This window comes from Pedobacter sp. D749 (assembly GCF_019317285.1).
Taxonomy (GTDB): Bacteria; Bacteroidota; Bacteroidia; order Sphingobacteriales; family Sphingobacteriaceae; genus Pedobacter.
In genome coordinates this window covers 5,154,466-5,179,063 of the sequence record NZ_CP079218.1, presented here as the reverse complement: position 1 = coordinate 5,179,063, position 24,598 = coordinate 5,154,466, and the positions used below count along the sequence as shown (strand labels likewise).

Genomic DNA, 24,598 nt, shown 5'->3' with positions numbered 1-24,598 from the left:
CTTTAATTTTTAAGATAAAAGAAACATATCAGTCCAGTTTGCAGCAATATCATTATGTTCGGCAGCCGCCAGCACAAACATTGCCCCGCTTACCCCTTCCAGTAAACCAAGTGAACCTGGTTTGTTCATAAAATCGGGATTGTTCAGGTCTTTTTCTAAATGATCGAGGGTACCATCCAGCCATAGCTGTGCAGCCTCCTGATAAATTTTATGCCCCGAAAATTGATAAAGTCGGTTTAAAAAGAGGGCTATACCAGAAGTACCGTGGCAGAAATGCGAATTAATTTTCAGGTCAGATGCGGGTACCGAAATTAAACGTAAGGCAAGTGTTTTACCAATCTCATCAGCCAGATCCATATAGGTGGTATTTTTGAAAGACACGCTGCTTTGATATAGCAACCATATCACAGCAAGATCGCCATAACACCAACTGTAATTTTCTGCATAAAAATCACCATCAATCAATTCTTTTATGGTAAATTCTTCATTAACCAGTAGGGGAAAAGCCGATAATGAAGTGTTTACAGCCCTTGGATGATAATAATTGATAAAATAAGCTAAGCCCTGTTGTATGGCATTACTTAGTTTTTCTTGTTCAATACCAGCATTATAGACATTCAGCATCACCAATAAGATACCTGCATTACCATGCGAAAGGCTCATGTTTGTATTATCTGTATTTTGAAATTCTTTTACCGTGCTGTTGGGGAACCGTAGTCCTTTTTCATCTATAACAGCAAGTTTTAAGAGTTCATTTACCAACACACCAAGGTATTTTTCACGATTCGGATCACCTTTGCTGGTTAAAAGGTATAACATCTGGCCACTGGCACCGTGTAAAAAATCAGTATTTTCTTCAGTAAGTAACCGCTTTGTATCTTCAAAAATCAGTTCGTTAATGGGCAGTACCTCTTCTAAAAATATTTCATCAAGATATTCCTGTTCTACCAGCTTTTGGATCAAAAAATAAAAACCGGAAAGACCACTGCAGAAGGTCATGTATTTACTTGCCATATTATCCTGCGTGTTATAAGATTCGATAAGTTTCTCTAAAGCAACATAAGCTTCGCTTTCTCCTTCCGGAAAGGCCTTCAACAGGCTAAAATAATAGTAGACAATACCTGCATAGCCATTAAATAAATTACCGTTTGTTATAAAATCCGGCTGATTTTCCTGATCGTGCAGCAAATGTTTAATCTGCTCAAATACCACTTTAAACCGGGTACTCATCACTGTTTCTGCTTGTAAGGTGCTCATATTTTTGTTTTTTGACGGTGAAAGGTTGATTTATAATACATTAAAAGAAAATCGTAAACGACCAGTTCATGTACACGCTGTTTGGTTTTGAACAAACGGTTCATATTCATGTGGATATAGCTGATCAAAAAATTGTTCAGGTGCTGGTCAATCAGTCCATCTTCTATTTTCTGTTTGATGGCCTGGGCCAAAGGGATAATTTCGAAACTTCTGTACTGCAAAAGGTCTGAGCCCGAAAAATCATTCCCTGCATCCAGGTGTTTGGCAATCAGTTCTTTGCTGAACCGGTATTTCTGTGATAACTGTTTGATCAATAAAGCATCCGAGTTAAACTCCTGATGAAACGAAGCCGATAAAACTTCCATTACTTTCAACTTCTCTGCAAGGGAAAATTCAAAGTCGTTCAATAAACTGTCGATAGATCTGATGCCCCAAAGCCAACGCAGTTGCTCAAAATTTTCTATCATATCCCTGCGTGATAAAAAGCTCGATACGGCTAAGCTGTCATGGTAAAACAACTGTTCGCTTAGCTCAATACCTGCTGCACTGTAACGTTCAATTTCTCGCTCATACGTATCAAACTGCATTTTCCAAACCAAACCTGTTTCCGAAAGAGTTTCGAAAGCCGAATTGATTTCACGCATTACGGTACCTAACCCATCTAATGAAATTACGTGTACCCTAAACCTTAAGTGTGGCTCCGGATCTGCGTAGCGAATAAAAAACCATTGGTCTATTAAACCTGCACTTACCAGTTTCTTTCCAAGTATCAGCAGTTCATTTCCAATCAGCTGGTCTGCAGTTTTTACACCGGTATAAATTTTTGCATATAACCAGTCCTCTCCCGGAAAGTATTGCCTTTTTACATGGTTATCATTTTTATGACTAGGATTAAACACGGGTGCTGTTCTTTTTTTATTGTCTTTTCTGGTTAATAGCGCAACAAACTGATTGTTTACTGCTTTTGCATCTGCATCTTTTAATATCGAATTACTAACCGGTAAGTATTCTTTCAATACAATCTGACTACGCTTTTTACAGGCCGATAACCAGGCCAGTATTTCGATGCGGTTTTCCTGGTGCACCAACAGTTCATTGTCTTCATCAGCGTAGATAAAGGTTGCAGGCAGTCCCCATTTATCAAAAAAACGTTTCAGTTTTTGATTATAATCAGGTGCATTTATTTCCAATATTTCTTTAATGTCACTGTCTTGTAAATACCAGGTTGCCAGGGAAAGAATTACGCCTTTATATTTAATTCTGGGGATTTTAAAAACACCCATTTTTGGCAATACCTCTAAGTTCAGTCCCAACCAATATTTATGGTCTATACCCTGTAAATCACCCAGAAAATGATATACCGGCAAGGCATTCATGCTGTAGTTATGCGCATTGCTTAATCTGGGTATAATTGGCTTGTTTAACCGCTTGCTCCTCAAAAGTAGCTGTCCGTTACGTACCGATACCATCAGATCGCTCAGGCTGATTTCACTTTCATCAGAGGTACTGCCAGCCAACACCGGAATTTGATAATCCCTGAATTTAGGCCGGTAAGCAATATTGCCATGACGGTCTTCTGGCAGGTGTGCCACTTCGGCCACTATCGCATCCTGATAATAGACATTTTCAACCGTATTGATCTCCCGCAGCATCTTGCCAAATTTCTGATTGCCGTAACCGAACCTTCCAATCATGCAGGCTCCGGTAGGCCATCCACAATGCTCAAGAAACACCTGGTCCTGATCTCCCCCATCCAGCCTGAAAATAACCGAGAAACTTGGTGGCAACTCTGATGGATTAATATTAAGGTTTCCCAGCTCGTGCTGATCGATATTGATTTCGGTACTGGCAGGGTTGCTGGTTAAGTGGCCGATAAGCCATTTGCTCAGGTCTGTATATTGTGTTTCCCTGATTTCGCCCGGTGTGCCAGAGGAGAAAACCATCCGGTGTACCAATGGCGCTTCTCCGGCCAAATGTGTATTTGAAGCATAACCAATACCCGACTCAGGATCGAGTGCCTGCAATAAAGGAACTTCCTGTTCATCGTAACGGTCGGCAAAGCGGCTTTTAAATGCCTGCAGGTCTTTATTATTGTGTTTTGGTGTAACCTGGTTTAAAAACTCAACAGCTTCCATCAACTTATCTGCATAAGTATTACTGAGCGTTTGTGCTGCACCATCTTTATAAAGATCGATCTGAAACATACTCTCGCTGTTAAATTCGATGTTCAGTTCATGTAGTATTACAGAGATTTCTTCTTTTTTAAGAATGGTATTGATTTCCTTAGCCAGGATCTCTTTAATTTTTTTAAATGCTAAAAGATAGGTCTTCGCATCATGGTTGCCAATGTTTACTATTGTAACTTCATTTAAACTATCAATAATCTGGTCTAAAAAATCAGGACCGCTCACCCTTGGTTCGAGGTTGCTGAGTAAAATTTGTCCGTTAATCAGTTCATCTAAAAAGGTTGTTGCCTCATCAGTTTCTACCTCAAAAGAATCTGAAATAAAATCAGTAATAACATGATAGGGCTGTGTAACATTACAGAAATCGATAATCTTCTGAAGATATTCCGAGCCACTTACAGCTGATACGGTATATTTCCGGTAGCCCAGGGTTTTATAATCAACCATCCTGTAGTTCCCATCTATATCATACAAGGTTTTGTTAACACTGTAGCTTAATGATCTTTTGATGTTTTCATTTTTTAACACATAACGGAAAATGGTGCAAAGCAGCCCCATATCCAGACGGGTATGTTTGCTGATGCCGCCAAGTTCTATCTGCGTATCCGCTGCCCAGGTAATTGGTGCACAGCCTGCAAAAAGACCAAAAGGGGTGGCCCTGTTCTTGGTTCTGTTGATGTATTTAGATAAGGCTACTTCTATCTTTTCGAGTTTTTTAGGATCCGTAATGGTATCAATCCGAAGTACAGCCTCATATAAATCTTTAGAAGCAATCCATAGTGCCTCCATAAAGAAATCATCTTTAATAAATTCATAAATCATCTCTTTGGTAATCTGTCCTTCGTTGTGGTAGGATGGAAACCGGAGCATCAGGTCTGGCAAGAACTGGTACTGTTCGCTTAGTGTGTCCTTTTTCATAGTTTGCTGTTTAAAAACCAATTGGGTTCGTGCTTCCTTCTTTGGTATCGTTATCTTTAATGTTGGATCTGCTCTTTTTATTTACCTTATCGTTACCAAACTGGTAGCTAAAGCCAAAGGTTAAGCCCCTGCTATACACGGTTTGGATGCTCTGATTGGTTAAGCCCCCGTTGATATTGAGCATATCGCTTTCTAGCTTGCTTTCCAATGGGTTTATCACTCCGACACTTAGGTTGATTCTCTCTTTCATAAAAGATTTGCTAAAGCTTACCAATGAGGTATTAGGTAGAGCTATTCTGCTCTGAAAAAAATAGTTGTTGGAATACAGGTAATACTCTGCCTGAAAGTTATAACCACCTTTAAAGTTATATGTGCCGATAAAACTGGCATTAAAGTTTAATTTATCATTATATGTAGCATTAAATGCAGCATCATTGGTCGAGATCAGGTTTAAGTTTCCTCCTACAGTTAAACTCAATGCCTTGGTAATGTTAAGGTTCAAATTGGCCGATGTACCGAACTGTTTGTATGAACCGATGTTTTTATAAGAAATCTGGTTAATGTTGTTTACCAACTGGTTTACACGTAAAATATAGTCAGACCAAAAGTCGGCGCTGGCATCAACATATAAATATACTTTGCCTGCATTGTGAGAGAATGCCATACTCAAACCATTTTTATGTTCGGGCAAAAGATCGGGGTTACCCTGCGATACCGTGTTTGCATTTACAAAATTTTGGAAGGGATTTAGAAAGGAAATACCTGGTCTCGAAATTTTGTAGCTATAGGTTAAGCTGATCATTCCGTTTTCAAGGTTTTTCCCGATTACGTAAGTTGGTAAAACACTGTTGAACCCTTGATTAACATTGCTGTTTGTTGATATAAAATGAGCATCGTTTTGTGTTCTTTCATAACGTATGCCGCCAATCATTACCCATTTGTTTGGTAAAGCAAGTTGTAACTGTCCGAAGGCAGCATATATGCCCTGATTGTAAGCATATTCATCAGTGCTTGCTGTTGTTGATTGGCTGCTCATCATATTTTGATAGTGTGAATCGAAATGTCTGTTTGTAACTTTAAGTCCGGCCTGTAGTTTGTGCCTGCCCAAAGGGAGCTTGTAATCTGATTGTAGGATCACGGTGCGCATGGTATTCTTGTTTTTGCTTAGCTCCTGTAAAGTAGATGGTGCTGTGCCTGATAGATAATTGTTAAAACTATTGTTTAAATTATCCTGTTTGCCTGCGGTAAAAAGTGCGCCAATCGTAAATTCTTTACCGGGTTTATCCAGTTTAAGTTTGTAATCTACATTTGCCGATAAACTTTGAGATTTAACAACATTATCAGAAAAGCGGTTGAATAAATTTGTAATGCCCTGATCGTTAATGTTCGTCTGCAGAGCCTGACTAAAAGTATAGGGCGAATTAGAGGCCGTTAAGCCTGCGTTTAATGATTCGTTTTTGCTGATGTCGTAAAACAACCCGCTATTTACATAAACAGGGTTGCCGTTGTAGCCTAAATTCCCCTCCTGGGTCTGTAAAAAGTTGTTCCTCGAGTAAAGCTGGTTGCTAAAGCCCTGCGTTTTAAAATTGGAATAACTCCCGTTAAGCGAAAAGTTAAGCTTGCCAACGCCATAGGTAAAATTTAAGGTGGGTTTGGTAGTGTAGCTTTTACCGATGGTAGATTCTACACCTACCGTAAGGTTGCTGCCTAAAGAAAACTTGTTTTTGGTTATAATGTTAATGATACCGGCCAAACTTTCGCCATCGCTGGCAGCACCTGGGTTGGTAATCACTTCTACGCTTTCTACATTAGCCGTTGGAATCATTTTAAGGGCCTGATCTACCGGTATGGCATAATCCGTTACCGAACGGCCATTCACCTGTACCTGTACTTTTTCACTTCCCTTTAAGGAAGGAACACCTTTAAAATCGACCGTAACCAACGGAACTTTTTTAATCACTTCACTAAGTGATTTGTTTTTGGCCATCGGATCGCGGTCTACATGGTAAACGATCTTTTCGGCCGTGTTTTCGATAATTTTTCTTTTGGCATAAACTGAAACTTCATTTAACAGTTCTGCTTTAATTTTCACATTAAAAACCTGGCTAAATACATGGTCTGGACTGGCTGGGATAAGCAAATTAAAAACCTGGTTTTCATTGCCCATATAAAACACCTTAACCTGGTAGTTCCCTGCTTTTAGCTTTATTTCAAACTTTCCCAGGGTATCAGTAAGAACCTGTATCACTTGTTTTTGCCCTTCGTTTATCACAACCTGTGCATAAATAAGGGGTTCTTTTGTAACAGAATCTATTACCCTGCCGGTAAATTTTAAGCTTGTGCTATCTGCCACATGGGCAGCGGTATTGGCCTGAGCCGCAACACCAGCTGTACTTAAAAAAACGAGTAGCAATATTATAAATGTTTTCATAGCCTTTAGTATTATGTAGCAACGCCTAATTGCATACGGTTTTAAAACATTGCCGGCATTTTACCGGCAATGTGTGGGATTTAGCAATGGCAACCGCAGGTGCCTGTAGGCTGGCAGGTTTTAGAAGCGATAATTGACTGTTTACCGCAACCTCCTCCATCAACAGCCTCAGCAGAAAGGATCGGAATGTCGATAACAACGGTAGAACCATCTGCAGCAGCCTGGCCACCAGATACTAATTCCATTTGCTCTTCATTCAATTTTGCAACAGTTTCTTTGTTAAGCGAAAGTTTGGTTTTTAATTGCTTTTTCATGTAATGATGTTTTTATAGTTAAGAATGGATAATTAACAGTGACAACTACAGGTGCCTGTTACCGGGCAGGTTTCAGAAGCGATGATGGATTGCTTACCACAGCTACCTTCCTTGGCCGCGGCATCAGATTCAAGCCCCAGGCCGATGACTACCGTAGAGCCTGCTGCAGCGGCCTGGCCACCTGCCACTAATTGCATTTGCTCATCGTTAAGCTTCGCTACGGTTTCTTTGTTCAGTGAAAGTTTGGTTTTTAATTGCTTTTTCATGTAATGATGTTTTTATAGTTAAGAATGGATAATTAACAGTGACAACTGCAGGTGCCTGTTACCGGGCAGGTTTTAGATGCGATGATGGATTGTTTACCACAGCTATCTCCTTCAGCTGCCAATGATTCGAAGCCGATAACTACTGTTGAACCTGCTGCGGCGGCCTGGCCACCTGCCAATAATTGCATTTGCTCATCGTTAAGCTTCGCCACAGTTTCTTTGTTCAGTGAAAGTTTGGTTTTTAATTGCTTTTTCATGTTTAAATTGTTTTTGTATATAGATTGATTAATAATTAGCAACTACATTGACAGGTACCACTTACCGGGCAGGTTTTAGATGCGATGATGGATTGTTGTCCACAGCTGCCTTCCTTCGCCCCGGCGTCAGATTCGAGCCCGAGGCCAACAACGAAAGTATTGCCAGCTGCAGCAGCCTGTCCACCGGCTAACAGTTCCATTTGTTCTTCGTTAAGCTTGGCTACAGTTTCCTTGTTTAGCGCAAGTTTCGTTTTGAGTTGTTTTTTCATAAGTTTTGACTTTTATGGTGAATTAAATTATTTTGTGGTTTCAGCAACCCGGGCAACCCGCAGCGGTAGCTAGAGGACAGGTTTTAGAAGCGACAATAGATTTTTTACCGCAGCCCTCTTCCGCACTGAAAGCTTCTGAAGGGATATCAATTACAATGGTCGCGCCGGCCGAAACCCCGTTTCCACCAGCAACTAATTGCATTTGCTCTTCGTTAAGCTTTGCCACTGTTTCTTTGTCGAGCGAAAGCTTAGTTTTTAATTGTTTTTTCATAGGTTTTTAGGTTGGTTATCGGCTTTAAAGAGCACAGCAGCAGGTACTTGTTGGTGGACAGGTTTTGGAAGCAATGGGACATGAAGGGCCTGTGCTGCCGCCGCATTTACCCGTATCAGTATCAAGGCCAATGTCTATTACCACTGTTGCATTAGCTCCGGCGGCCTGCCTTCCTACAACCAATTCCATTTGCTCTTCGTTGAGCTTTGCCACTGTTTCTTTGTTAAGCGAAAGCTTAGTTTTTAATTGTTTTTTCATAGGTTTTTAGGTTGGCTATCAGCTTTAAAGAGCACAGCAGCAGGTACCTGTTGGTGGACAGGTTTGTGAACCAGGAGGTGTAGAAAACGGACGAGTACTACCACATGTATCTGTGTCGGTAATAGTTTCAACGCCGATTACAATCGTCGCATCGGTGCCTATGGCCTGTCCTCCAGCTACCAGTTCCATTTGCTCCTCGTTAAGTTTTGCAATAGTTTCTTTATTCAGTGAAAGTTTGGTTTTGAGTTGTTTTTTCATGGTGATATAGGTTTAATAAGAATAAATTATTCGCACACACACAAGCAAGAGCTTGTTGCCGGGCAGGTTTTGGAAACCTGAACGGTTTGCGGTCCACAGTTGCCAACGTCGCCAAAGGCATCTACTTCTGTTTTTGCAGTAACAGGGCCATTTAATGGCAATCCTTGTCCGCCTGCAATCAATTCCATCTGCTCATCGTTTAACCTGGCAATGGTTTCTTTTGCTAAGGAAAGCTTGGTTTTGGGTTGCTTTTTCATAATAAGCAGTTTAAAAAGGGATGAATAGTAAATTTTCATTCAAAGTGTAAAAGGACGATGGAAGGATAGTAGATGGCTATCCTCCAAAGTCGCAGAGCCATTCCGAGCGGTTTTTCATAGGTAGATTGCTGTTCAGGCCTGTAGCATCTTTCTTTATGATGCTGTATTTTTTCAATGTCATACCGCTATTGATCAGCAGTTACAGATTTTATAACAAGCTGTCTTCCTGACTTACACGTTTGTGGTACTGGCTATGTTGCGCCGTATGCATTAAAGCATAACCCGACATTTGCCCTTCAAAAGGAAGGTTTAAGGTGAAACGGATATCATCATCTGACTGACCTCCACCGATCATGTCGCTCAATTCGTCGGTCAACACCGTTGCTGTGTTTTCCAATCCTAATTTTTTTAATAAGGTTAATTTCATAATTAAATACCTGTTAGTGTTGTTACAACTGTTTCTGTCGGAAAGTAATTTCCACGCTGATTAAAAACCATTGTTTTTGCAGACATACTGCGATTAAGAATCTGAATTTGTTTAACTTCGATTTGTGGCAGCGAAACTTTAATTTGATTTTTCATAGCTTTATGGTTTGTTGTTGATATAAATGTGGGGTTTGTTGAAAAACCTACAAAATAATTTGTACCAATGAGCGGTTTTGGATGACGAATGAGTAGTTATAAAAGGACAAGTGAATATTTCTTTTAACGGCAAATACATCTAAATTAAATGGTTAGAAAAAACATTGGTGTGCATTTCATCGTTTGGGGCGCGTATATCACATACGAAGTCCTCATCAGTTATTTCGCCGGGCTTGATTTACGCCCTACCTTTACTATATTATCTTTTGCCATTAATATTGCGGTGTTTTACTCTACCAGCCTGGGCTTTATTTTTGTTAAGGAACACAGCAACTCATTGGCGATAAAAGTGATTGGTATCGTATTGGTTACGGTATTTACACTGGCTGTTTCGGCGGCATTGAAGATCCTGATAGAAGTATTTATTTACCATAAGGATATAGCCGCTTATTTAACCCATTATCAGATTACCGCACTTATTATGCGCTGGCTTTACTTCTATGTTATTGCTATCGGCTTCAGTTTTGCGCAATTGGCAGCAAAACGTGATAAAGAGGTTTACAAGTATAATCTCGAAAGAATGGAGATGATGCGGGAACAGGAACGTTTGAAGAAAAATGCTCTCGAGGCAGAACTCAACCTGGTTAAATCGCAGATCAATCCGCATTTTGTGTTCAACACTTTGGGCTTTTTACATGCCAAAACCTATAAAGCAATGCCCGATGTGGCCAAATCGATACTCATGTTATCAAATGTAATGCGCCATGCTTTAACTGGCAGTGAAGATGGTTACAGTACCCTGGAAAGTGAACTGAGCTACATCCATGATTTTATAAAAATACATGATGAAAGAAATGAATCGCTTAACATTCAATACGATCTGGAGAAAAACACCGGCAACAATAAGGTAATTTCACTTATTCTCATTACACTGGTAGAGAATATTTTTAAACATGGTGTAATCAAAGATCCGTTAAAGGAAGCCATTCTAAAAATCGGGGTAAAAGGCAATGATCTCCATTTTTACTCTTTTAACTATAAAAACAACAACAAAAAAGTGCACTCCAATAAAATAGGTATTCAATATGTAAAGCAAAGGCTGAACGAGGTATTTCCGGGTAATCACCACCTCAGCATTGCCGAAACCGAAGAAACCTATGAATGTAAATTAACCTTTCCTCTAAAACGATATGAAACAACTTAACTGCATCATTATTGATGATGAGCCCTATGCGCACAACATTTTAAAAGATTATGTAAATAAGGTTCCGTTCCTCAGTTTGGTGGGCGTATTTACCAACCCAATAGAAGCTTTGGTAGAGATTAAAAGCAATAATATCGACCTGCTTTTTTTAGACATCAATATGCCCGAATTATCGGGTATTGATCTGATCAAGATGCTGCCCCAGGGCATCGAGGTAATTATTACCTCTGCTTACAGTGAGTTTGCCGTAGCTGGTTTCGAAAACAATGTTCTGGATTATTTGCTCAAACCCTATTCTTTCGACCGTTTCTTAAACGCCACCCAAAAAGTACTCGATAAACTGATGCTTCATTCCTTAAAAAAGGATCAGGAAAATAAACATAACGTGGCTAAAACCGATGCATTTTATCTGAAAACGGACCGTGGTAAAATTGTAAGGATAAATTTTGAAGATATCGTGTATATCGAGGGGCTAAAAAATTATTGCTCTGTTTTTACTGACACGCAGCGCCATGTATCTTTAGTAAGTATGAAATCACTTGCAGACGGACTGCCGGAGGGTGAGTTCATCAGGACCCATAAATCGTACATTATTGCGATCAAAAAAATCAAATCCATTGATGGCAATATGATCTTATTCGATAACATCACAGAAAAGGTGCCCATAGGAGTAACCTATCGGGACAGCTTTTTTTATATGTTGAATAAAACGCTTTATAAATAATTATCGTTCTGCTCTTGCCAAACCAGATTTTAACTGTTTAACCATCATTCCGTATAAAAGGCACTCGTGCAGCCGCTGTTGATTAACGAAATACCGGTTTATCAGCATGTGGATCAACCCTGCCAAAAACATGTCGTTCCAATCTACTTTTTGCTGCTTCAGTAGTGCATCTATTTCAGTGCGCCTGTTGGTGAGTAATGCCTCATAATCTTGCGCCAAACCAGGGAGGATTGCTCCATATTTTCTGAACAGCTGGTCAATCTGTATTTTAATTTCCTTGCTGTCCATTTCCTTTAAAAAGAAGGCCAACTGGGTTTCCGCAAACTTTAACTGTACCGAAGGGTCGGTGCTCTTGCGCGATAAATAATCTTTCATCACCCAAAAAATAATCAACCAGCCCTGTTCGGTATAATCATTATTTTCGAAAATCGTGAAAATGTGGGCACAAAACCGGCTATCAATATCGAACAGGCTTTCAGCCAATGCAATTTGGTCCGCACCATAACGTTCAATTTCACGTTCGTAGGTATCCAATTGAATATTGCTGATCTGCTGGTGCAGAATGAAGGGATCTAAGGCTGCTTTAACCAAAAAATAGGCCTGTTGAAAAGCTGCTGCTGTGTGGAGCAATATCCGTAAACGGATATGATGGCCATGTTCATAATACCGTATAAAAAAACACTTTTGATAGTGAAGTAAGCCTGTGTTTTTATCAAGCAATTTAAACAACGCTATTAAAACCTCCTGGGCAGTATTTTCATTTAAAAATATTTTAATGTACAGCCACTCACTACCTGGAAAAAAGTGGCGGGTTACCGTACCATTATTTGGCTGATAGCTCGCCTTTTTTACTTCGGCCATGGCAAAAAGTGGTGCCACAAACTGATGTGCATAGCCCTTGCCGGCTTCATCCTGTAATAACGGTTTCATCTCGTGGTGCAAACATTCTTTCAATACCAGTTCATTAACTGTTTTTGATGCCTCCTTTAAAAAAACATCAACTGAAAGTAGATTCGCAGAATCGATCAGCAACTCATTATCGCCGTTCACAACAAAAAACCTGGCAGGTATCTCCCATTCCTGTCTAAATTGTTCAAATGCTGCTCTACGGTGTTGATCATTGGTTTGTTTTTTGGTGAGTTGAAGTAAATTTGCATGCGCAAATTTCCAGGTGGCCCGGTGTAAAATAAGTCCAAAGGTGGTATCTATCCTCGGAAAAAACACAAAATCTTTTGCCAGCCTGCCCCAGTTAAAGGTTAACCCATTTGGCCCTGTTTGGTGCTGTATATCACACAGAAAAGTATATATCGGATGTTGTGAGCGGTTATAATTATAGGCACTGCTCAATTTTGGTATAATTTCCTGCTGCTTTTTTTTCGAAAAAAGTTTAAACAGACCGTTTTGTAACGTTACCTCAATTTCGTCGAGGTTAATCACCTGCTTACCTTGAGCATGGTCTACATATTCCAGTTCGTGCGACCAAAACTGTGGGTGCGACATCACATTGGCCGAACGTTCTTCGGGTAAGTGGATAATTTCTGCATAGATGACCTCTGGATTGGCCAAAGTTTCTTCCGCAGCCATCTCCTTCGCCAATTGTTTAATCGCTGAGCTGGCATGGGCATATCTTGCCAAAAGGCCTAAGCTTCCTGTACCGGGTACCAGTTCCAGGTAGATCTGTTCTTCATCAAAAAGTTGAAAAACCGCAGCCATATTATGCGGAAGATCGGCTAGTGGTTTATCCTGCACAAAATCTTCTGGCAGAGTAAAACGATAATGACCACCAACATTGGCCAATGTTAATACCTTAAGTAGTTTTAGGTTAGTTTCGGTATAGGGTATCTGCTCCGTTTGCTTATTTAAACTGGCATTTAAGCCTTCGGTAAGTAAAGTTTCTTTATTGTGCCACTGTCCATATTCTATTCCACTATCGGGATCAAAAGCGGCCAATAGTGGCACACTTCTTCCCTGATAACGTTGTAAAAATTGAGTTTTAAATTCTTTTAGCCTTTTATGAGGTTCAAAATCAGTTAAATTGTTCAGGAGCTTAATTCCACGCAATAGCCTGGTTTGTAAATTACTGTTAAGGCTGGCTGCTTGCAGGCTATTTATTCTCGTAACATGAAAACAATTATTAGGCGTTTCACCAAAAAGTTTTTTAAGGTTTGTTTCTATTTGTAAGTAGTCATTAATTACCGCTTCAGCTGTGCCATTTACAGTAGCTGTTTCTTCTAAAATAGATAGGGTAGATTGTAACTCCCTATGTATACCAGCAGGCCAGGGATGAGGTAAATAATCAGGAAACTGCACTCCAATGCCGGGCTTGCCCGTATAAGTCAAAAACTGAATCTCAATCAACCGTTTAATGAAAGCAAATGATTCATCAGCATCAAAATCCCCAAGAAGTAAAGCAAGTTCCTGATGTGTTTTGGCATTTCCTTTTAGTTTAGCCACCAATTGAGCAATAATATCATTGTATGCCAGTGCAACGATTTTGTACTCGCGTTCCCCATTGATACTTTGATAAGTAATAAACTTGTATTGTTTGCCTTGAAGATAAATGGTGTTATTGAGTACGTAAGTTGCACCCGGATGTTCTGCTTCAACAAGCATAGCCAACTGTTCGTTAACAGCCGCATCCAGGGTAATATTTCTTTTAAAACCAGCATCAAGTTCCAGGCGATGCACATTTCCCCATTGCAGCGGTGCACAGCCTGCAAATAAACCAAAAGGAGTAGAGCGGTTACTCATCCGGGCCAGGTATTTATAAAAGCTCTTTAACAGGCTTTCTCTTTTAAAATCGCTTACTTCTGCTACGTTATTAAATAGTTTATCCAGGTCGTTATAAAGTGATTTGCTCGCCAGATAGATGCTCTCCCGTATAAAAGGAACTTTCCACATTTGCATAAGAGATTCTGGCTGCAAATTGGTCTCGATGGGCAAAGCGGCCGACCTAACAATTAAATGTTGGTAGAAAGAGTATTTCACGAGATGGCGTAATAATTAGGATGTAAAAACAGGTTGTTGTTCGGGTTGTTATTGTGTTAACAATCAAACACTAAGATAGCAAAAAACATGGGTTGGAGAAATCCTTTGCACTTCCCCTTAACAGCATACAAATTGAATGGCATATGGTATTTCCCGGACAAAGAAATACCAAAGAATTCTATTACCAAAACTGCGCAGTATAATTTACATACTAACCGGAGTTCGATTAATAACATGGCTTTTAGCGCTATTCTTTAGGTATTTAGTGATTAGTATCGTCATGCTGACCGCGTGAGGTAAACCGATTGCAAACACACACTATGATTCAAATATTAATCTAACCCAGGTTACTAAAATTTATGCCGGGTAAGTACAGTATAAATGCACTAAATCAATTGGTAATGTTTATGTGGCAAAGGAGCCTCCGGTTTGTTCAACCATGGGTTCTTCCTCTAATGTCAATACTGCTTCCGGATCTTGCTGTTGAGACTCATCTTTTGCTTTTACTTCCTTCTCCAGCTTACTTACCGCAAAACCACAAATACTTATAAAAAATGCAGCACATATAAACCAAACTAACCGGGTAAGCAAATACCTGTAATTAGAAGTATATTTTGTTAAAATCGTGTTGGTAAGTGGTTTTAATACTCTTTGTATGTCTTGAGGATATGCACCACTATCGGTAAAAAACTCATGATCCTTTATAAAACCTTTATACCATACTTTACCCAACGAATAGCTGGTTAGGGTATCTGATAGATTAATCTTTCTTTGACGCTGTAACTTTTTAAGATCCAATGGGATTATCGTAGCATTTGCAATTTGTGCATTACATTTTACCGGTTCGTAATGATCTTCATTCCAGTACATACATTTCTCGTCTGCTTTTGGCATTCTAACTGAAATGGTGCTATTTTCCCATGCGACAAAAGAAGAACTACCAATAAAAAGTAAAAGTATACAGGATATAATGATTTGGTGTGGTGAGAAACGGGAGATAATAAATATTGGCTGGGGTGGTATTGGTGGAGGCGGGGGCAATGGAGGAATAGGCTTTTCTTTTTCTGCTCTCTTAAAAACACGTTGTTTTTCTTCATCACTTAGATTCATCCATTCATAGGATGTAGGAAAATCTATCAACCAGGCAAGAAGGTCAGTATTCTCTTCTTTTGTCTTCCCTGTCTCTCCTTTGATATGATTGCATAGGGCCTTGTAATCATCAGGCTCTGAATCATATATCACTTTCCGAAAGTCATCACACTCCATCTTATCTTTTTTAAAGAACATGGAAAGTATATCGGCATCTTTTGGAGTATATCTATCGTCATAAACCCTTAAACAAGCTTTTCTTAATCTTGTAGTAGTTGCTTGGGGCAAAATTGCGCGCAGCTTCCCATTATCCTTCATCTTTTTATAGGCAGCCAATACTATGTCTTGATAATCTTCAGGCATTTTTCAAAAAATTTAAGCGTAAAAATAGAAATGGAATTTTTGGAATCCTTACGGGTTTCCGGAATTCTTTGGAATTTAAAAAGAATTCTTCAGAATATTTGGAATTATCTGAAAACTAGCGATTTGAAGCTTGGATATTTGTCCCAACAATTAATTCAAGCAACGATTCAAACGATAATCCAAGCAAAGAACTAATGTTAAAAACGAGTAGAAATCGCGGTTGTGAATAGCCGGTTTGGGAAGCAGTTATTGGCTCCCGCGACAGACACTCAAATACTTCCCAAAAATTTCAGAAGGCCTTCTGATTTACAGTTTGTAGCAACCCCCAGGCATGGGGCGTGGGGAACTACGTGTACATCACTTTTTAAATTTTTGAATCATGTTTATTCCACTTTTTATTGCCATATTATTAGGCTTAGTAAGCCCATCGAATACAAGTAGCAGCTGTACCCAAAATGGCGGTACAACCGTAAGCACCAACAGTAACACACCTGGCGATCCAGGTACGGATCCAGGTGATGGCGGTGATACAGGTGGAGAAAATGGGCACTTGCCTCCTCCAAAAATTGGAGATTAAATAAGTAATAAAGGGCGACAATAATGTCGCCCTTTTTCTTTTTAAACTGTTATGGTTTTAAAGAAGATATCTTAGATCAGAATAACTGAGATTATTTTCCTAATTTAGGATAAAAAACTAAAAAAATTGAAATACTATAATTTTACGCTCATCTCACTATTATTTCTTTTTTCTTGTTCACAAAATCAGGAAGTGAACGAAAAGGAATTAGCGAATCCATATTACGATCACGCATTTGAGTTTAGAGAAAAAAAAATGCCTGATAGTGCTTTTCTATATTTCAATAAAGCCAAGGATCTTTTTCAAAAACAAAAAGATAGTTTAGGTGTAGGAAAGTGTTTGGTAAACATGTCGATTACTTCCATTGATCGTGGTGATTATTTTGGAGGTCAGGAAATTTCCTTGGAAGCAATTAACTATTTTAAAACGAATGATAAAAAGCATTTTGTTTATCTAGAATCCAATTTTCATGAACTTGGTGTCTCATCCTCTTATCTGCAAAATTATTTACAAGCGATTTCATTTTATAATCAGTCTATAATTTATGCACAGGATAGTGCATCAATATTGATAACTAAAAATAACATTGCAAATGCTTATGGTAAAACCGGAAACTATAAAAAATCACTTTCAATATTTGAAAGCATTTTAACTCAGAAAATGAGCGATAAAGATTTTGCCAGAATATTATCAAACTATGCTTTTAATAAATGGAAACAAAATCCACGATATGATGCAAAACCAGAACTATTAAAAGCTTTACATATTCGTGAAAAAGAAAATGATATTTGGGGGCAAAATGCTAGTTATTCACATCTTGCTGATTACAATACTTTAAAACAACGAGATACTGCGCTATTTTATGCAAAGAAAATGTATGTAGTGGCTAAAAAAATAAATAGCCCAGATGATCAATTACAATCATTACAAAAACTCATTAAACTAAGCCCACCTGAAGAAACTAAACATTTTTTCGCTGTCTATGAAAAATTAAATGATAGTCTGCAAAATGCACGTAGTGCGGCTAAAAACCAATTTGCGCTCATCCGTTATGAAACCGAAAAAAGCAAAGCCGATAATCTTGTGCTCCAGAAAGATAATGATGGTAAGAGATACCAGATTATTATACTCATCATCGGTATATTGTTGCTAACAATAGCAGGTACCTTATGGTATAAAAAAAGAAAACAACGATTAGAACTCGAGGCTCAGAACACCATCCGCGATAATAAGCTTAAAACCTCCCAAAAAGTACATGATGTTGTTGCCAACGGATTGTACAGGATCATGAGCAAACTCGATAATCAGGAAACCTTAAAAGACAATCCAATTGTTAACGAAATAGAGGAACTTTACGAACAATCGCGTGACCTCTCTTACGAAAAACCAAAATCCAAAGATCAGAACTTTCACGAAAAAATATTTAATCTGTTAAAGTCATTCGCTTCCGAAAATACCAGGGTAATACTGGTCGGGAATTCTGCCCCATTATGGGAAAAAGTTTCCGAACAAGCCAAAGATGAAATAGAGCATATCCTTCAGGAACTGATGGTAAACATGGGCAAACACAGTCAGGCAAGCGATGTGGTACTTAAATTTGAGCATATACAGCAAAAAATAAACATTTATTATACCGATAACGGTATTGGCATTGCGGGTAAGCCACAACCTAAAAATGGCTTAACAAATACGGGAAACCGTATTGATGCAATTGGTGGTACAATTACCTTTGATACCAAAGTTGAAAAGGGGCTTAAAATCCAAATCTCTTTTCCGGTTTCCTAATTGTATTAAATATGTTTAAAAGAATACTTATTGCCGAAGATCAAGAAACACAGAATATTTCCCTGCAAAAAACACTGGCCGAAATGGGTATCGAAAAACCCGAATATGTATATTATTGCGACGATGCACTTACGTGGATTAAAAATGCCGTTAGAGAAGAGCGACCTTATGATCTGTTAATCACCGACCTCTATTTCGAAGAAGACCATAACCCGCAAAAAATCGACGGAGGTGCCGAACTCATCAAAGCCGCAAAAGAGGTGCAAGCCAACTTAAAAACCCTGGTATTTTCCGGAGAAAACAGGCCGGCAGTTATCGACATGTTATTTAAAGAAATGCATATTGATGGGTATGTACGCAAAGCCCGTCATGATGGGCAGTACTTACGCCTCGCCATATCTGCAATCCATAACCATAAAAAATATCTTTCGCCTGATTTAAAACAGGCCAGAAAAGAAAATAATTCTCACGATTTTACCGACCTCGATATTGCAATCATCTCTCAGCTGGTTGATGGAATGCCACAAAAAAACATTCCCTACTATCTACAAGAGAACAACATCAAACCCTCAGGCCTAAGTAGTATCGAAAAACGCCTTAACCTGATGAAAGAGGTACTTGGCTTCTCCAAAAATGAGCAGCTTATCGCCTATTGCAAAGACATCGGGATCATTTAGGATTGCGCCAGGCGATTAGCGCAGAGCTTTTGGCAGTCTACTAGCCCCGGGTCGATTAATCCCGGTTAACCAACCTACAATACGGTTTCCCGTAAGGAAAACAATCACAGCCGCTTTACATTTGATCAAAAAACTCAAAAGCCAAATCAAATGGACCTTAAGCTTAAATTAGAACAACTTCATCAACGGGTGGTCGGATTAAAAGATCAGATCAATACCGAAGAGGCTACGAAAAATGCATTTGTAATGCCCTTTATTCAAATCCTCGGTTATGATATTTTTAACCCTACAGAAGTGATCCCCGAGCACATTTGCGATATCGGCACTAAAAAAGGCGAAAAGGTAGATTACGTAATCCGAAAAAACAATGAGCCTATCCTCATTTTCGAATGTAAACACTGGAAAGAAAGTGCCGATGCACACAACTCTCAGTTGCACCGTTATTACCATGTTTCGAAAGCACGTTTCGGCGTATTAACCAACGGTACGGTTTATAACTTTTACGCCGATTTAGAAAAACCGAATATTATGGACGAAAAGCCATTCTTAACCATCGATATCGAAGACCTGAAAGATAATGCACTTAAAATCCTCGAAAGTTTTACCAAAAACGAATACAATTTAGAAACCATTCTCGATTCGGCCGAAGGTTTAAAATACATCAAGGCCATCAGAAAAGAATTTGAAAAAGAAATAGACACCCCTTCTGATGAAATGGTAAAATTACTGGTGAACCGTTTTTTTGATAAACCCTTAACGGCAAACCGGATGATCGCCTTTAAAGAATATACCAAAAAGGCCCTGGCTATTTCCATCAACGAATCGATCAGCGATCGTTTAAAATCGGCATTAAATATCAATGAGAAAATAGAGAAAAAGGAAGAGGACAAAGCAATTCCTGTTATAGAAGATCCTGATGCTTCAAAAATTGTAACCACTGAAGAAGAGTTGGAGGCTTTCCAGATTGTAAAAGCCATTTTACGCGAGAAGATCCCTTCGGCACGGATTGCAGCCCGCGATACCCAATCTTACTTTGGCGTATTACTGGATGACAATAACCGGAAACCCATCTGCAGGTTCCACTTCAATACCGCAAATAAATACCTCGAAACTTTCCAGAAAGGCAAAGATGCCGGTGAGAAAAAACAATTGTTTAGTCTTGATGAACTTTACGATTACAGGGCTCAATTGCATCAAACTATAGAAAATTATTAATTACCCGCTCAATACTCAAAAAAATGCAGGGATTGCTCCACCGTTTGTGTTAGAGCAGCAGGGCAATCTCTCATTTTTAAACGCATAAAATCCTCCTCTATTTGTCATCCTGAGCGGAGTCGAAGGATCTTTTATAACGATTAACAACCAGCACATTTCTTTATTTTCAACCATATCAGAAATATAAGTTCATTTAAGTTTGCGAAACCCTCACCGTTCATCGTCATTCCCAACTTGATTGGGAACCGTAATGCAAGCGCTTTAAGATTCCCGCCTGCGCGGGAATGACGACGTACTGATAGATTCTGTCAATGGTAATTATAACGATTAACAACCAGCACTTTCTTTATTTTCAACCATATAAGAAATATAAGATCATTTAAGTTTGCGAAACCCTCACCGCTCATCGTCATTTCGACCGTAGTGGAGAAATCTGCTGAGAAAATATAGTTACTGTTCACTGTGATTTAAGTTTTGTTTAACTGTTTGATATTTAGTGTTTTTTTATGTCTGTTTAGATTTCCGTCATCATGAAAATAGTTTTTTGCGCTACGGGTTCCCGTAAGGTTTGAGGTTTAGGCTTGTATACTTTTGATCAACAAACAATTAACAAACTAAACATGGCAACACAATTACAAAATGAAATAACATTTTATCAAGATGTAAATGTTACGGTTACCCAATCGAGGTATGTTACCAACTCAAAAACATATGCAATGCGGAACATATCTTCTGTCCATATTTTTGAAATCGTAAAAAGTAAAACAGCGCCGGTTTTGATGATTATTATGGGAGTACTAATGCTTTTTGCTAATGACATACGGATTTTAGGTTTAATTGTGCTGGTTGTAGGTATTTTAATCCTAGCCCTTAATAAAAATGAATTTACAGTAAGGATCAGTACAAATGCAGGCGAAGTGAATAGTATCGTATCAAAAGACAGATTGTATGTTCAGAATATTGTAAGTGCACTTAATGATGCAATTGTATTCAGAGGTTAAAACATTCAACCCCCTAATTATGAAAGTTTTTCTTGTTATCTGTGCCCTCTGCTGTTTCGCAGCTATACTAAAATTACCTATCGAATATTACACCTTTCTGAGAATAATAGTTTCGCTAGGGGCCTTACTGCTTATTTACGTTTGGACAAAACAAAAAAACTATGCTTTGGCAATTGTTTTCGTGCTTGTGTTGATTCTTTTTAATCCCCTGTTTCCCATTTACCTGCATCGGAAAAGCATCTGGATTCCACTTGACATCATCACCGGACTCTTGTTTTTAATTATTGCCTTTTATAAGAAAAGTGAACCTGTAAAACAACAAGAAACAGCGACTGAAATTTTACCCGTTCAAAAAACATACTCCAGAGACCGCATTGTTTCGGTGAAAAGAGAAATACAATAATCACATCATAAATCAAACTAAAACTTAATGTTATGATTGCCCAAATAGAAGAATTTTTTAACCCAAAAACAGCCGATCCGCCTCAGGATGAAAATGTAGAGATTAAGGAGCCCGCTACCGAACAAGAGGAGGAAGTAAGAAAAAGAACTTACCACGAAGCAGGCTTTAGAGATGGATCGCGAAACAGTGGTAGCCCACTAGCGCTTTCGATCTGTTTGAACGCCATTTACGCCCGGTTTCAAAATGAAGAAAAAGAACTGGTAGAAAAGCAGCAACTGGCGAAAGAACCCTATATCAACGAGCAGAAAACTAAAGAAACCGAAATCAAAACACTGGTAATCAGCAAAGAAAGTAAGGAACAGCAGATTAACAAGGTAGAAACCGATATCAGGGCAGTAAAAGATAATATCGAAGAGCTAAAATTCGAAATCAACGATCTGCCCCGAAATCCTGAAAAATACCACATCAGTGCTTCAAAAGGTGCTTCAAGTAAGTTCTGGATCGGTTTAATCATCCTCATGCCTTTAAGCCTTTATTTATTTACTTTTTATATTTCTACCTCTTATTCTGCATTTTTTAAACCCTTTGATGCCAATAGCACCATCATTTTGAATGTGCTTGATTCGAAAGCTTTTGAAAAGGCCTGGCACGATGGTTCACTCGAAGGTGCTTTTGTAACCTTTATCCCTTTTGTGTTTTTAGGGCTGGGTTATTTAATCCATATGTTCGGAGAGGTTAAAAGCATTGGGAATTATATTAAAATCGGTCTGTTGTTGCTTACTACCTTTGTTTTCGATGCCATTTTAGCTTACCAGATAGAGGAAAAGATTTACGAGCTAACTAAAACATTTGATACACCTGAATTTAATATCCCTATTGCGTTTGGCAAAATCCAGTTCTGGGGAATTATTTTTGCCGGTTTTGTAGTGTACCTCATCTGGGGCGTAGTGTTCGATTTTATCATGAAAGAACACCGGGAGAAAGATAAAATCAAACACGAACAGCTGCGGAGAAAAAAAGATATCCAGATCTATCAGGATAGGATAAGCGATATTGAAATCCAGAAAGCAAAATTGATAGAAGAACTTAGCGACATTAAGAAAAGTTCGCTGGAGGCACAGGGACGTATTATTACACTACAACGGATAATCGATGCCGTCATTATTCCCACCAAGGAGTATGTGCTTTATGCTTCGGAGTATATGAAAGGCTGGATTACGTTCGTGAGTGAAAAGCTCCATATTTCAATGCATGAAAAAATTGTTCTTCAAACTGAATGTATTGCCTGTTACAATGAAAACCTTAAAAACGTAGGGGCCAGCGAAGATTCGCAAAATTCTGTTTATGTCACCACTTTATAAGCCCTAACATCATGAAGTCAACATTACTAAACATATTATTGCCGCTCTTAATTACAACTGCTTTTACGAAAGAGGGTAAAGCCCAGCCAGCAAAACAGAACCTTAACATTAGCTTTTTATTGGATTTATCTGATCGGATAGATCCTAAAAAGAATCCTGATCTTTATCAGAGAGATTTAGGCTACATAAAATCGATAGAAACAGCTTTTGTAAACCATGTAAAAGAGAAAAAGATGATGCTTTTGAATGATCAGATGCAGGTTTTCTTTGATCCAATACCTAAAATTCCGAATATCAATCAGCTGAGTCAACAGTTAAAAGTTAGTTTTAATCCAAAAACAAGTAAAAAAGAAATTTTAAGCGTAGATAACACGTACACACAAATCTCTTCAAAAATCTATCAGCATACTATTAAATATGGTCATTATATAGGCTCCGATATCTGGAAGTTCTTCAAAAACAATGTTCAGGATTATTGCATTAAAGATCAACATAGAAATATTTTGATTATCCTAACTGATGGTTATATGTACCATCAAGACAGTAAGTTTTTAGATAATGGAAAAAGTTCTTACATCACACCAGCTTTCATCCAGGCAAAAAAGCTCACCTCATCTAATTATAGGGCGGTTATGAAAAAGAACAACCTTGGTTTTATCCCGGCAACCAGTAATTTGCAAAACCTGGAAGTTATTGTATTAGGCATTAATCCATCAAAGCAAAGCCCATACGAGGAAGATATAATTAAACAGTACTGGACAGATTGGTTCAAAGCCATGAAAGTGAAAAAATCCTACTTTAAAACGGCTGATCTGCCTGCCAATTTAGCGCCTGTACTACAGGGAATTATTTTAGGAGCTAATAAGCCATAACTAATGCAACAAAAAATATCATAACTCATTTTAAATCATCCCCTCATCATGAAAACCCTCTCCTTATTAATCTTTTTCGTTATCAACATTACTTGTAAAGAAAACACAACCGTGTACATTTGCAACAGTCCTGGCGCTAAAAAATACCATTATAACAGCAACTGCCGTGGGTTAGGTAATTGCACTTATCGGGTAGTTTCAATTGAAATAGAAAAAGCCAAAAAAGAAGGCAAAACATTATGCGGCTGGGAAAATTAAGTGTATTGGTATTATTATTATTAACACTGCAAAGCTGTTTCATCCAGCCAGGCGAGAGCAAACCTTTAAACAATTCTCACCTTTCCTTTGCCGCCAAAGTGATTCGCATTATGGATGGCGATACCATGGAAGTATTATATCAAAACCAGCCCGTCAAAATCCGTTTGGCCCATATTGATTGCCCTGAGAAACGTGGCCACCAGCCTTTTGGCACCAAAGCCAAACAAGCCCTTTCCGATCTGTGTTTCGGCCAAATGGTAACCGTTCAGGGCCAAAAATACGACCGTTATAAAAGGTTAATTGCTGTAGTAATTAACGATAAAAAACAGGTGCTTAATCAGGAAATGGTTAAACTCGGTATGGCCTGGCATTTTAAAAAGTATTCAAGCGATCCGCTTTATGCACAATTGGAGATAAACGCAAGGAAAAATAAAATAGGTTTATGGCAGGATAGCACAGCAGTAGCACCATGGGATTGGCGGGAAACAAAGCATCGTTTGTCAAGGTAGATAGTAACGCGATAACCCCTTCTATGCTTGATAATTATGTTGTGAATA

27 protein-coding genes are annotated in these 24,598 nt (G+C 38.7%); 12 read left to right on the top strand and 15 right to left on the bottom strand.

What is annotated here, in order from left to right; translation table 11 throughout:
• Window positions 1-9 precede the first annotated feature (9 nt).
• The 13 genes from KYH19_RS21240 to KYH19_RS21180 all read right to left on the bottom strand — a co-directional run bounded on the left by KYH19_RS21240 (window position 10) and on the right by KYH19_RS21180 (window position 9,524).
• On the bottom strand, window positions 10-1,257 hold the full coding sequence (locus KYH19_RS21240) for a lanthionine synthetase LanC family protein (protein ID WP_219076610.1): 1,248 nt from the start codon (window positions 1,255-1,257) through the stop codon (window positions 10-12).
• Window positions 1,254-4,361 (bottom strand): lantibiotic dehydratase, encoded by a 3,108-nt coding sequence (locus KYH19_RS21235; RefSeq protein ID WP_219076608.1) that lies wholly within the window; start codon window positions 4,359-4,361, stop codon window positions 1,254-1,256. Before KYH19_RS21235 ends, KYH19_RS21240 begins: the two co-directional genes overlap by 4 nt.
• 10 nt (window positions 4,362-4,371) lie before the next feature.
• Window positions 4,372-6,792 carry an outer membrane beta-barrel protein gene (locus KYH19_RS21230; protein WP_219076606.1) on the bottom strand — a complete coding sequence of 807 codons (2,421 nt, stop codon included), beginning with the start codon at window positions 6,790-6,792 and terminating at the stop codon, window positions 4,372-4,374.
• Window positions 6,793-6,872: 80 nt separating this feature from the next.
• Window positions 6,873-7,106 (bottom strand): class I lanthipeptide, encoded by a 234-nt coding sequence (locus tag KYH19_RS21225; protein ID WP_219076604.1) that lies wholly within the window; start codon window positions 7,104-7,106, stop codon window positions 6,873-6,875.
• A 32-nt stretch (window positions 7,107-7,138) separates the two neighbouring features.
• Complete coding sequence (locus tag KYH19_RS21220) at window positions 7,139-7,372, bottom strand: class I lanthipeptide (RefSeq protein ID WP_219076602.1); 234 nt, start codon at window positions 7,370-7,372, stop codon at window positions 7,139-7,141.
• Between the two features lie 32 nt (window positions 7,373-7,404).
• A complete protein-coding gene (locus KYH19_RS21215; RefSeq protein ID WP_219076600.1) occupies window positions 7,405-7,629 on the bottom strand; it encodes a class I lanthipeptide in 225 nt (74 codons plus the stop codon).
• Window positions 7,630-7,664: 35 nt separating this feature from the next.
• Window positions 7,665-7,898 (bottom strand): class I lanthipeptide, encoded by a 234-nt coding sequence (locus KYH19_RS21210; RefSeq protein WP_219076598.1) that lies wholly within the window; start codon window positions 7,896-7,898, stop codon window positions 7,665-7,667.
• Window positions 7,899-7,938: 40 nt separating this feature from the next.
• Window positions 7,939-8,169 (bottom strand): class I lanthipeptide, encoded by a 231-nt coding sequence (locus KYH19_RS21205; protein ID WP_219076596.1) that lies wholly within the window; start codon window positions 8,167-8,169, stop codon window positions 7,939-7,941.
• Window positions 8,170-8,193: 24 nt separating this feature from the next.
• Window positions 8,194-8,427: a class I lanthipeptide gene (locus KYH19_RS21200; RefSeq protein WP_219076594.1), complete on the bottom strand. Its 234-nt coding sequence runs from the start codon at window positions 8,425-8,427 to the stop codon at window positions 8,194-8,196.
• A gap of 24 nt (window positions 8,428-8,451) precedes the next feature.
• The gene (locus tag KYH19_RS21195) at window positions 8,452-8,685 is read right to left on the bottom strand and encodes a class I lanthipeptide (RefSeq protein ID WP_219076592.1); all 234 of its coding nucleotides are present in this window, start codon (window positions 8,683-8,685) and stop codon (window positions 8,452-8,454) included.
• 26 nt (window positions 8,686-8,711) lie between these two features.
• Window positions 8,712-8,942: a class I lanthipeptide gene (locus KYH19_RS21190; RefSeq protein WP_219076590.1), complete on the bottom strand. Its 231-nt coding sequence runs from the start codon at window positions 8,940-8,942 to the stop codon at window positions 8,712-8,714.
• 208 nt (window positions 8,943-9,150) lie between these two features.
• On the bottom strand, window positions 9,151-9,369 hold the full coding sequence (locus KYH19_RS21185; protein WP_219076588.1) for a hypothetical protein: 219 nt from the start codon (window positions 9,367-9,369) through the stop codon (window positions 9,151-9,153).
• A gap of 2 nt (window positions 9,370-9,371) precedes the next feature.
• Window positions 9,372-9,524, bottom strand: coding sequence for a hypothetical protein (locus KYH19_RS21180; protein WP_219076586.1), 153 nt, complete (start codon window positions 9,522-9,524; stop codon window positions 9,372-9,374).
• Between the two features lie 148 nt (window positions 9,525-9,672).
• On the opposite strand from KYH19_RS21180, the gene KYH19_RS21175 reads away from it, so the two are divergent.
• On the top strand, window positions 9,673-10,728 hold the full coding sequence (locus KYH19_RS21175) for a sensor histidine kinase (protein ID WP_219076585.1): 1,056 nt from the start codon (window positions 9,673-9,675) through the stop codon (window positions 10,726-10,728).
• Entirely contained in the window at window positions 10,715-11,452 is a 738-nt protein-coding gene (locus tag KYH19_RS21170) for a LytTR family DNA-binding domain-containing protein (protein ID WP_187592125.1), read from the top strand. The genes KYH19_RS21175 and KYH19_RS21170 overlap by 14 nt, the downstream gene beginning before the upstream one ends.
• Here the strand turns inward: KYH19_RS21170 and KYH19_RS21165 are convergent, their stop codons facing one another.
• Window positions 11,453-14,353 (bottom strand): lantibiotic dehydratase, encoded by a 2,901-nt coding sequence (locus KYH19_RS21165; protein ID WP_219076583.1) that lies wholly within the window; start codon window positions 14,351-14,353, stop codon window positions 11,453-11,455.
• 492 nt (window positions 14,354-14,845) lie between these two features.
• Window positions 14,846-15,892 (bottom strand): hypothetical protein, encoded by a 1,047-nt coding sequence (locus KYH19_RS21160; RefSeq protein WP_219076581.1) that lies wholly within the window; start codon window positions 15,890-15,892, stop codon window positions 14,846-14,848.
• Window positions 15,893-16,271: 379 nt separating this feature from the next.
• Here KYH19_RS21160 and KYH19_RS21155 point away from each other — a divergent pair, with 379 nt between their 5' ends.
• From KYH19_RS21155 to KYH19_RS21110, 10 genes are all read left to right on the top strand, one after another.
• Window positions 16,272-16,469: a hypothetical protein gene (locus KYH19_RS21155; protein ID WP_219076579.1), complete on the top strand. Its 198-nt coding sequence runs from the start codon at window positions 16,272-16,274 to the stop codon at window positions 16,467-16,469.
• Between the two features lie 126 nt (window positions 16,470-16,595).
• Complete coding sequence (locus tag KYH19_RS21150) at window positions 16,596-18,254, top strand: tetratricopeptide repeat-containing sensor histidine kinase (RefSeq protein ID WP_255562486.1); 1,659 nt, start codon at window positions 16,596-16,598, stop codon at window positions 18,252-18,254.
• An 11-nt stretch (window positions 18,255-18,265) separates the two neighbouring features.
• On the top strand, window positions 18,266-18,931 hold the full coding sequence (locus KYH19_RS21145; protein WP_219076577.1) for a response regulator: 666 nt from the start codon (window positions 18,266-18,268) through the stop codon (window positions 18,929-18,931).
• A gap of 150 nt (window positions 18,932-19,081) precedes the next feature.
• Complete coding sequence (locus tag KYH19_RS21140; protein ID WP_219076576.1) at window positions 19,082-20,146, top strand: type I restriction endonuclease; 1,065 nt, start codon at window positions 19,082-19,084, stop codon at window positions 20,144-20,146.
• 620 nt (window positions 20,147-20,766) lie between these two features.
• Window positions 20,767-21,147 (top strand): DUF6232 family protein, encoded by a 381-nt coding sequence (locus tag KYH19_RS21135; RefSeq protein ID WP_219076574.1) that lies wholly within the window; start codon window positions 20,767-20,769, stop codon window positions 21,145-21,147.
• Window positions 21,148-21,166: 19 nt separating this feature from the next.
• Window positions 21,167-21,550 (top strand): DUF6804 family protein, encoded by a 384-nt coding sequence (locus KYH19_RS21130; protein WP_219076573.1) that lies wholly within the window; start codon window positions 21,167-21,169, stop codon window positions 21,548-21,550.
• Between the two features lie 32 nt (window positions 21,551-21,582).
• Window positions 21,583-22,911, top strand: coding sequence for a hypothetical protein (locus KYH19_RS21125; protein ID WP_219076571.1), 1,329 nt, complete (start codon window positions 21,583-21,585; stop codon window positions 22,909-22,911).
• Between the two features lie 11 nt (window positions 22,912-22,922).
• Entirely contained in the window at window positions 22,923-23,783 is an 861-nt protein-coding gene (locus KYH19_RS21120; RefSeq protein WP_219076569.1) for a hypothetical protein, read from the top strand.
• Window positions 23,784-23,831: 48 nt separating this feature from the next.
• Window positions 23,832-24,041 (top strand): hypothetical protein, encoded by a 210-nt coding sequence (locus tag KYH19_RS21115; RefSeq protein ID WP_219076568.1) that lies wholly within the window; start codon window positions 23,832-23,834, stop codon window positions 24,039-24,041.
• Window positions 24,023-24,550, top strand: coding sequence for a thermonuclease family protein (locus KYH19_RS21110; RefSeq protein WP_219076566.1), 528 nt, complete (start codon window positions 24,023-24,025; stop codon window positions 24,548-24,550). Before KYH19_RS21115 ends, KYH19_RS21110 begins: the two co-directional genes overlap by 19 nt.
• The last annotated feature ends 48 nt before the right edge of the window (window positions 24,551-24,598 follow it).

Bases quoted from the DNA above. Each gene is read 5' to 3' on its own strand.
- KYH19_RS21240 (WP_219076610.1), bottom strand. From the start codon at position 1,257: ATGAGCACCTTACAAGCAGAAACAGTGATGAGTACCCGGTTTAAAGTG.
- KYH19_RS21235 (WP_219076608.1), bottom strand. From the start codon at position 4,361: ATGAAAAAGGACACACTAAGCGAACAGTACCAGTTCTTGCCAGACCTG.
- KYH19_RS21230 (WP_219076606.1), bottom strand. From the start codon at position 6,792: ATGAAAACATTTATAATATTGCTACTCGTTTTTTTAAGTACAGCTGGT.
- KYH19_RS21225 (WP_219076604.1), bottom strand. From the start codon at position 7,106: ATGAAAAAGCAATTAAAAACCAAACTTTCGCTTAACAAAGAAACTGTT.
- KYH19_RS21220 (WP_219076602.1), bottom strand. From the start codon at position 7,372: ATGAAAAAGCAATTAAAAACCAAACTTTCACTGAACAAAGAAACCGTA.
- KYH19_RS21215 (WP_219076600.1), bottom strand. From the start codon at position 7,629: ATGAAAAAGCAATTAAAAACCAAACTTTCACTGAACAAAGAAACTGTG.
- KYH19_RS21210 (WP_219076598.1), bottom strand. From the start codon at position 7,898: ATGAAAAAACAACTCAAAACGAAACTTGCGCTAAACAAGGAAACTGTA.
- KYH19_RS21205 (WP_219076596.1), bottom strand. From the start codon at position 8,169: ATGAAAAAACAATTAAAAACTAAGCTTTCGCTCGACAAAGAAACAGTG.
- KYH19_RS21200 (WP_219076594.1), bottom strand. From the start codon at position 8,427: ATGAAAAAACAATTAAAAACTAAGCTTTCGCTTAACAAAGAAACAGTG.
- KYH19_RS21195 (WP_219076592.1), bottom strand. From the start codon at position 8,685: ATGAAAAAACAACTCAAAACCAAACTTTCACTGAATAAAGAAACTATT.
- KYH19_RS21190 (WP_219076590.1), bottom strand. From the start codon at position 8,942: ATGAAAAAGCAACCCAAAACCAAGCTTTCCTTAGCAAAAGAAACCATT.
- KYH19_RS21185 (WP_219076588.1), bottom strand. From the start codon at position 9,369: ATGAAATTAACCTTATTAAAAAAATTAGGATTGGAAAACACAGCAACG.
- KYH19_RS21180 (WP_219076586.1), bottom strand. From the start codon at position 9,524: ATGAAAAATCAAATTAAAGTTTCGCTGCCACAAATCGAAGTTAAACAA.
- KYH19_RS21175 (WP_219076585.1), top strand. From the start codon at position 9,673: ATGGTTAGAAAAAACATTGGTGTGCATTTCATCGTTTGGGGCGCGTAT.
- KYH19_RS21170 (WP_187592125.1), top strand. From the start codon at position 10,715: ATGAAACAACTTAACTGCATCATTATTGATGATGAGCCCTATGCGCAC.
- KYH19_RS21165 (WP_219076583.1), bottom strand. From the start codon at position 14,353: ATGTGGAAAGTTCCTTTTATACGGGAGAGCATCTATCTGGCGAGCAAA.
- KYH19_RS21160 (WP_219076581.1), bottom strand. From the start codon at position 15,892: ATGCCTGAAGATTATCAAGACATAGTATTGGCTGCCTATAAAAAGATG.
- KYH19_RS21155 (WP_219076579.1), top strand. From the start codon at position 16,272: ATGTTTATTCCACTTTTTATTGCCATATTATTAGGCTTAGTAAGCCCA.
- KYH19_RS21145 (WP_219076577.1), top strand. From the start codon at position 18,266: ATGTTTAAAAGAATACTTATTGCCGAAGATCAAGAAACACAGAATATT.
- KYH19_RS21140 (WP_219076576.1), top strand. From the start codon at position 19,082: ATGGACCTTAAGCTTAAATTAGAACAACTTCATCAACGGGTGGTCGGA.
- KYH19_RS21135 (WP_219076574.1), top strand. From the start codon at position 20,767: ATGGCAACACAATTACAAAATGAAATAACATTTTATCAAGATGTAAAT.
- KYH19_RS21130 (WP_219076573.1), top strand. From the start codon at position 21,167: ATGAAAGTTTTTCTTGTTATCTGTGCCCTCTGCTGTTTCGCAGCTATA.
- KYH19_RS21125 (WP_219076571.1), top strand. From the start codon at position 21,583: ATGATTGCCCAAATAGAAGAATTTTTTAACCCAAAAACAGCCGATCCG.
- KYH19_RS21120 (WP_219076569.1), top strand. From the start codon at position 22,923: ATGAAGTCAACATTACTAAACATATTATTGCCGCTCTTAATTACAACT.
- KYH19_RS21115 (WP_219076568.1), top strand. From the start codon at position 23,832: ATGAAAACCCTCTCCTTATTAATCTTTTTCGTTATCAACATTACTTGT.
- KYH19_RS21110 (WP_219076566.1), top strand. From the start codon at position 24,023: ATGCGGCTGGGAAAATTAAGTGTATTGGTATTATTATTATTAACACTG.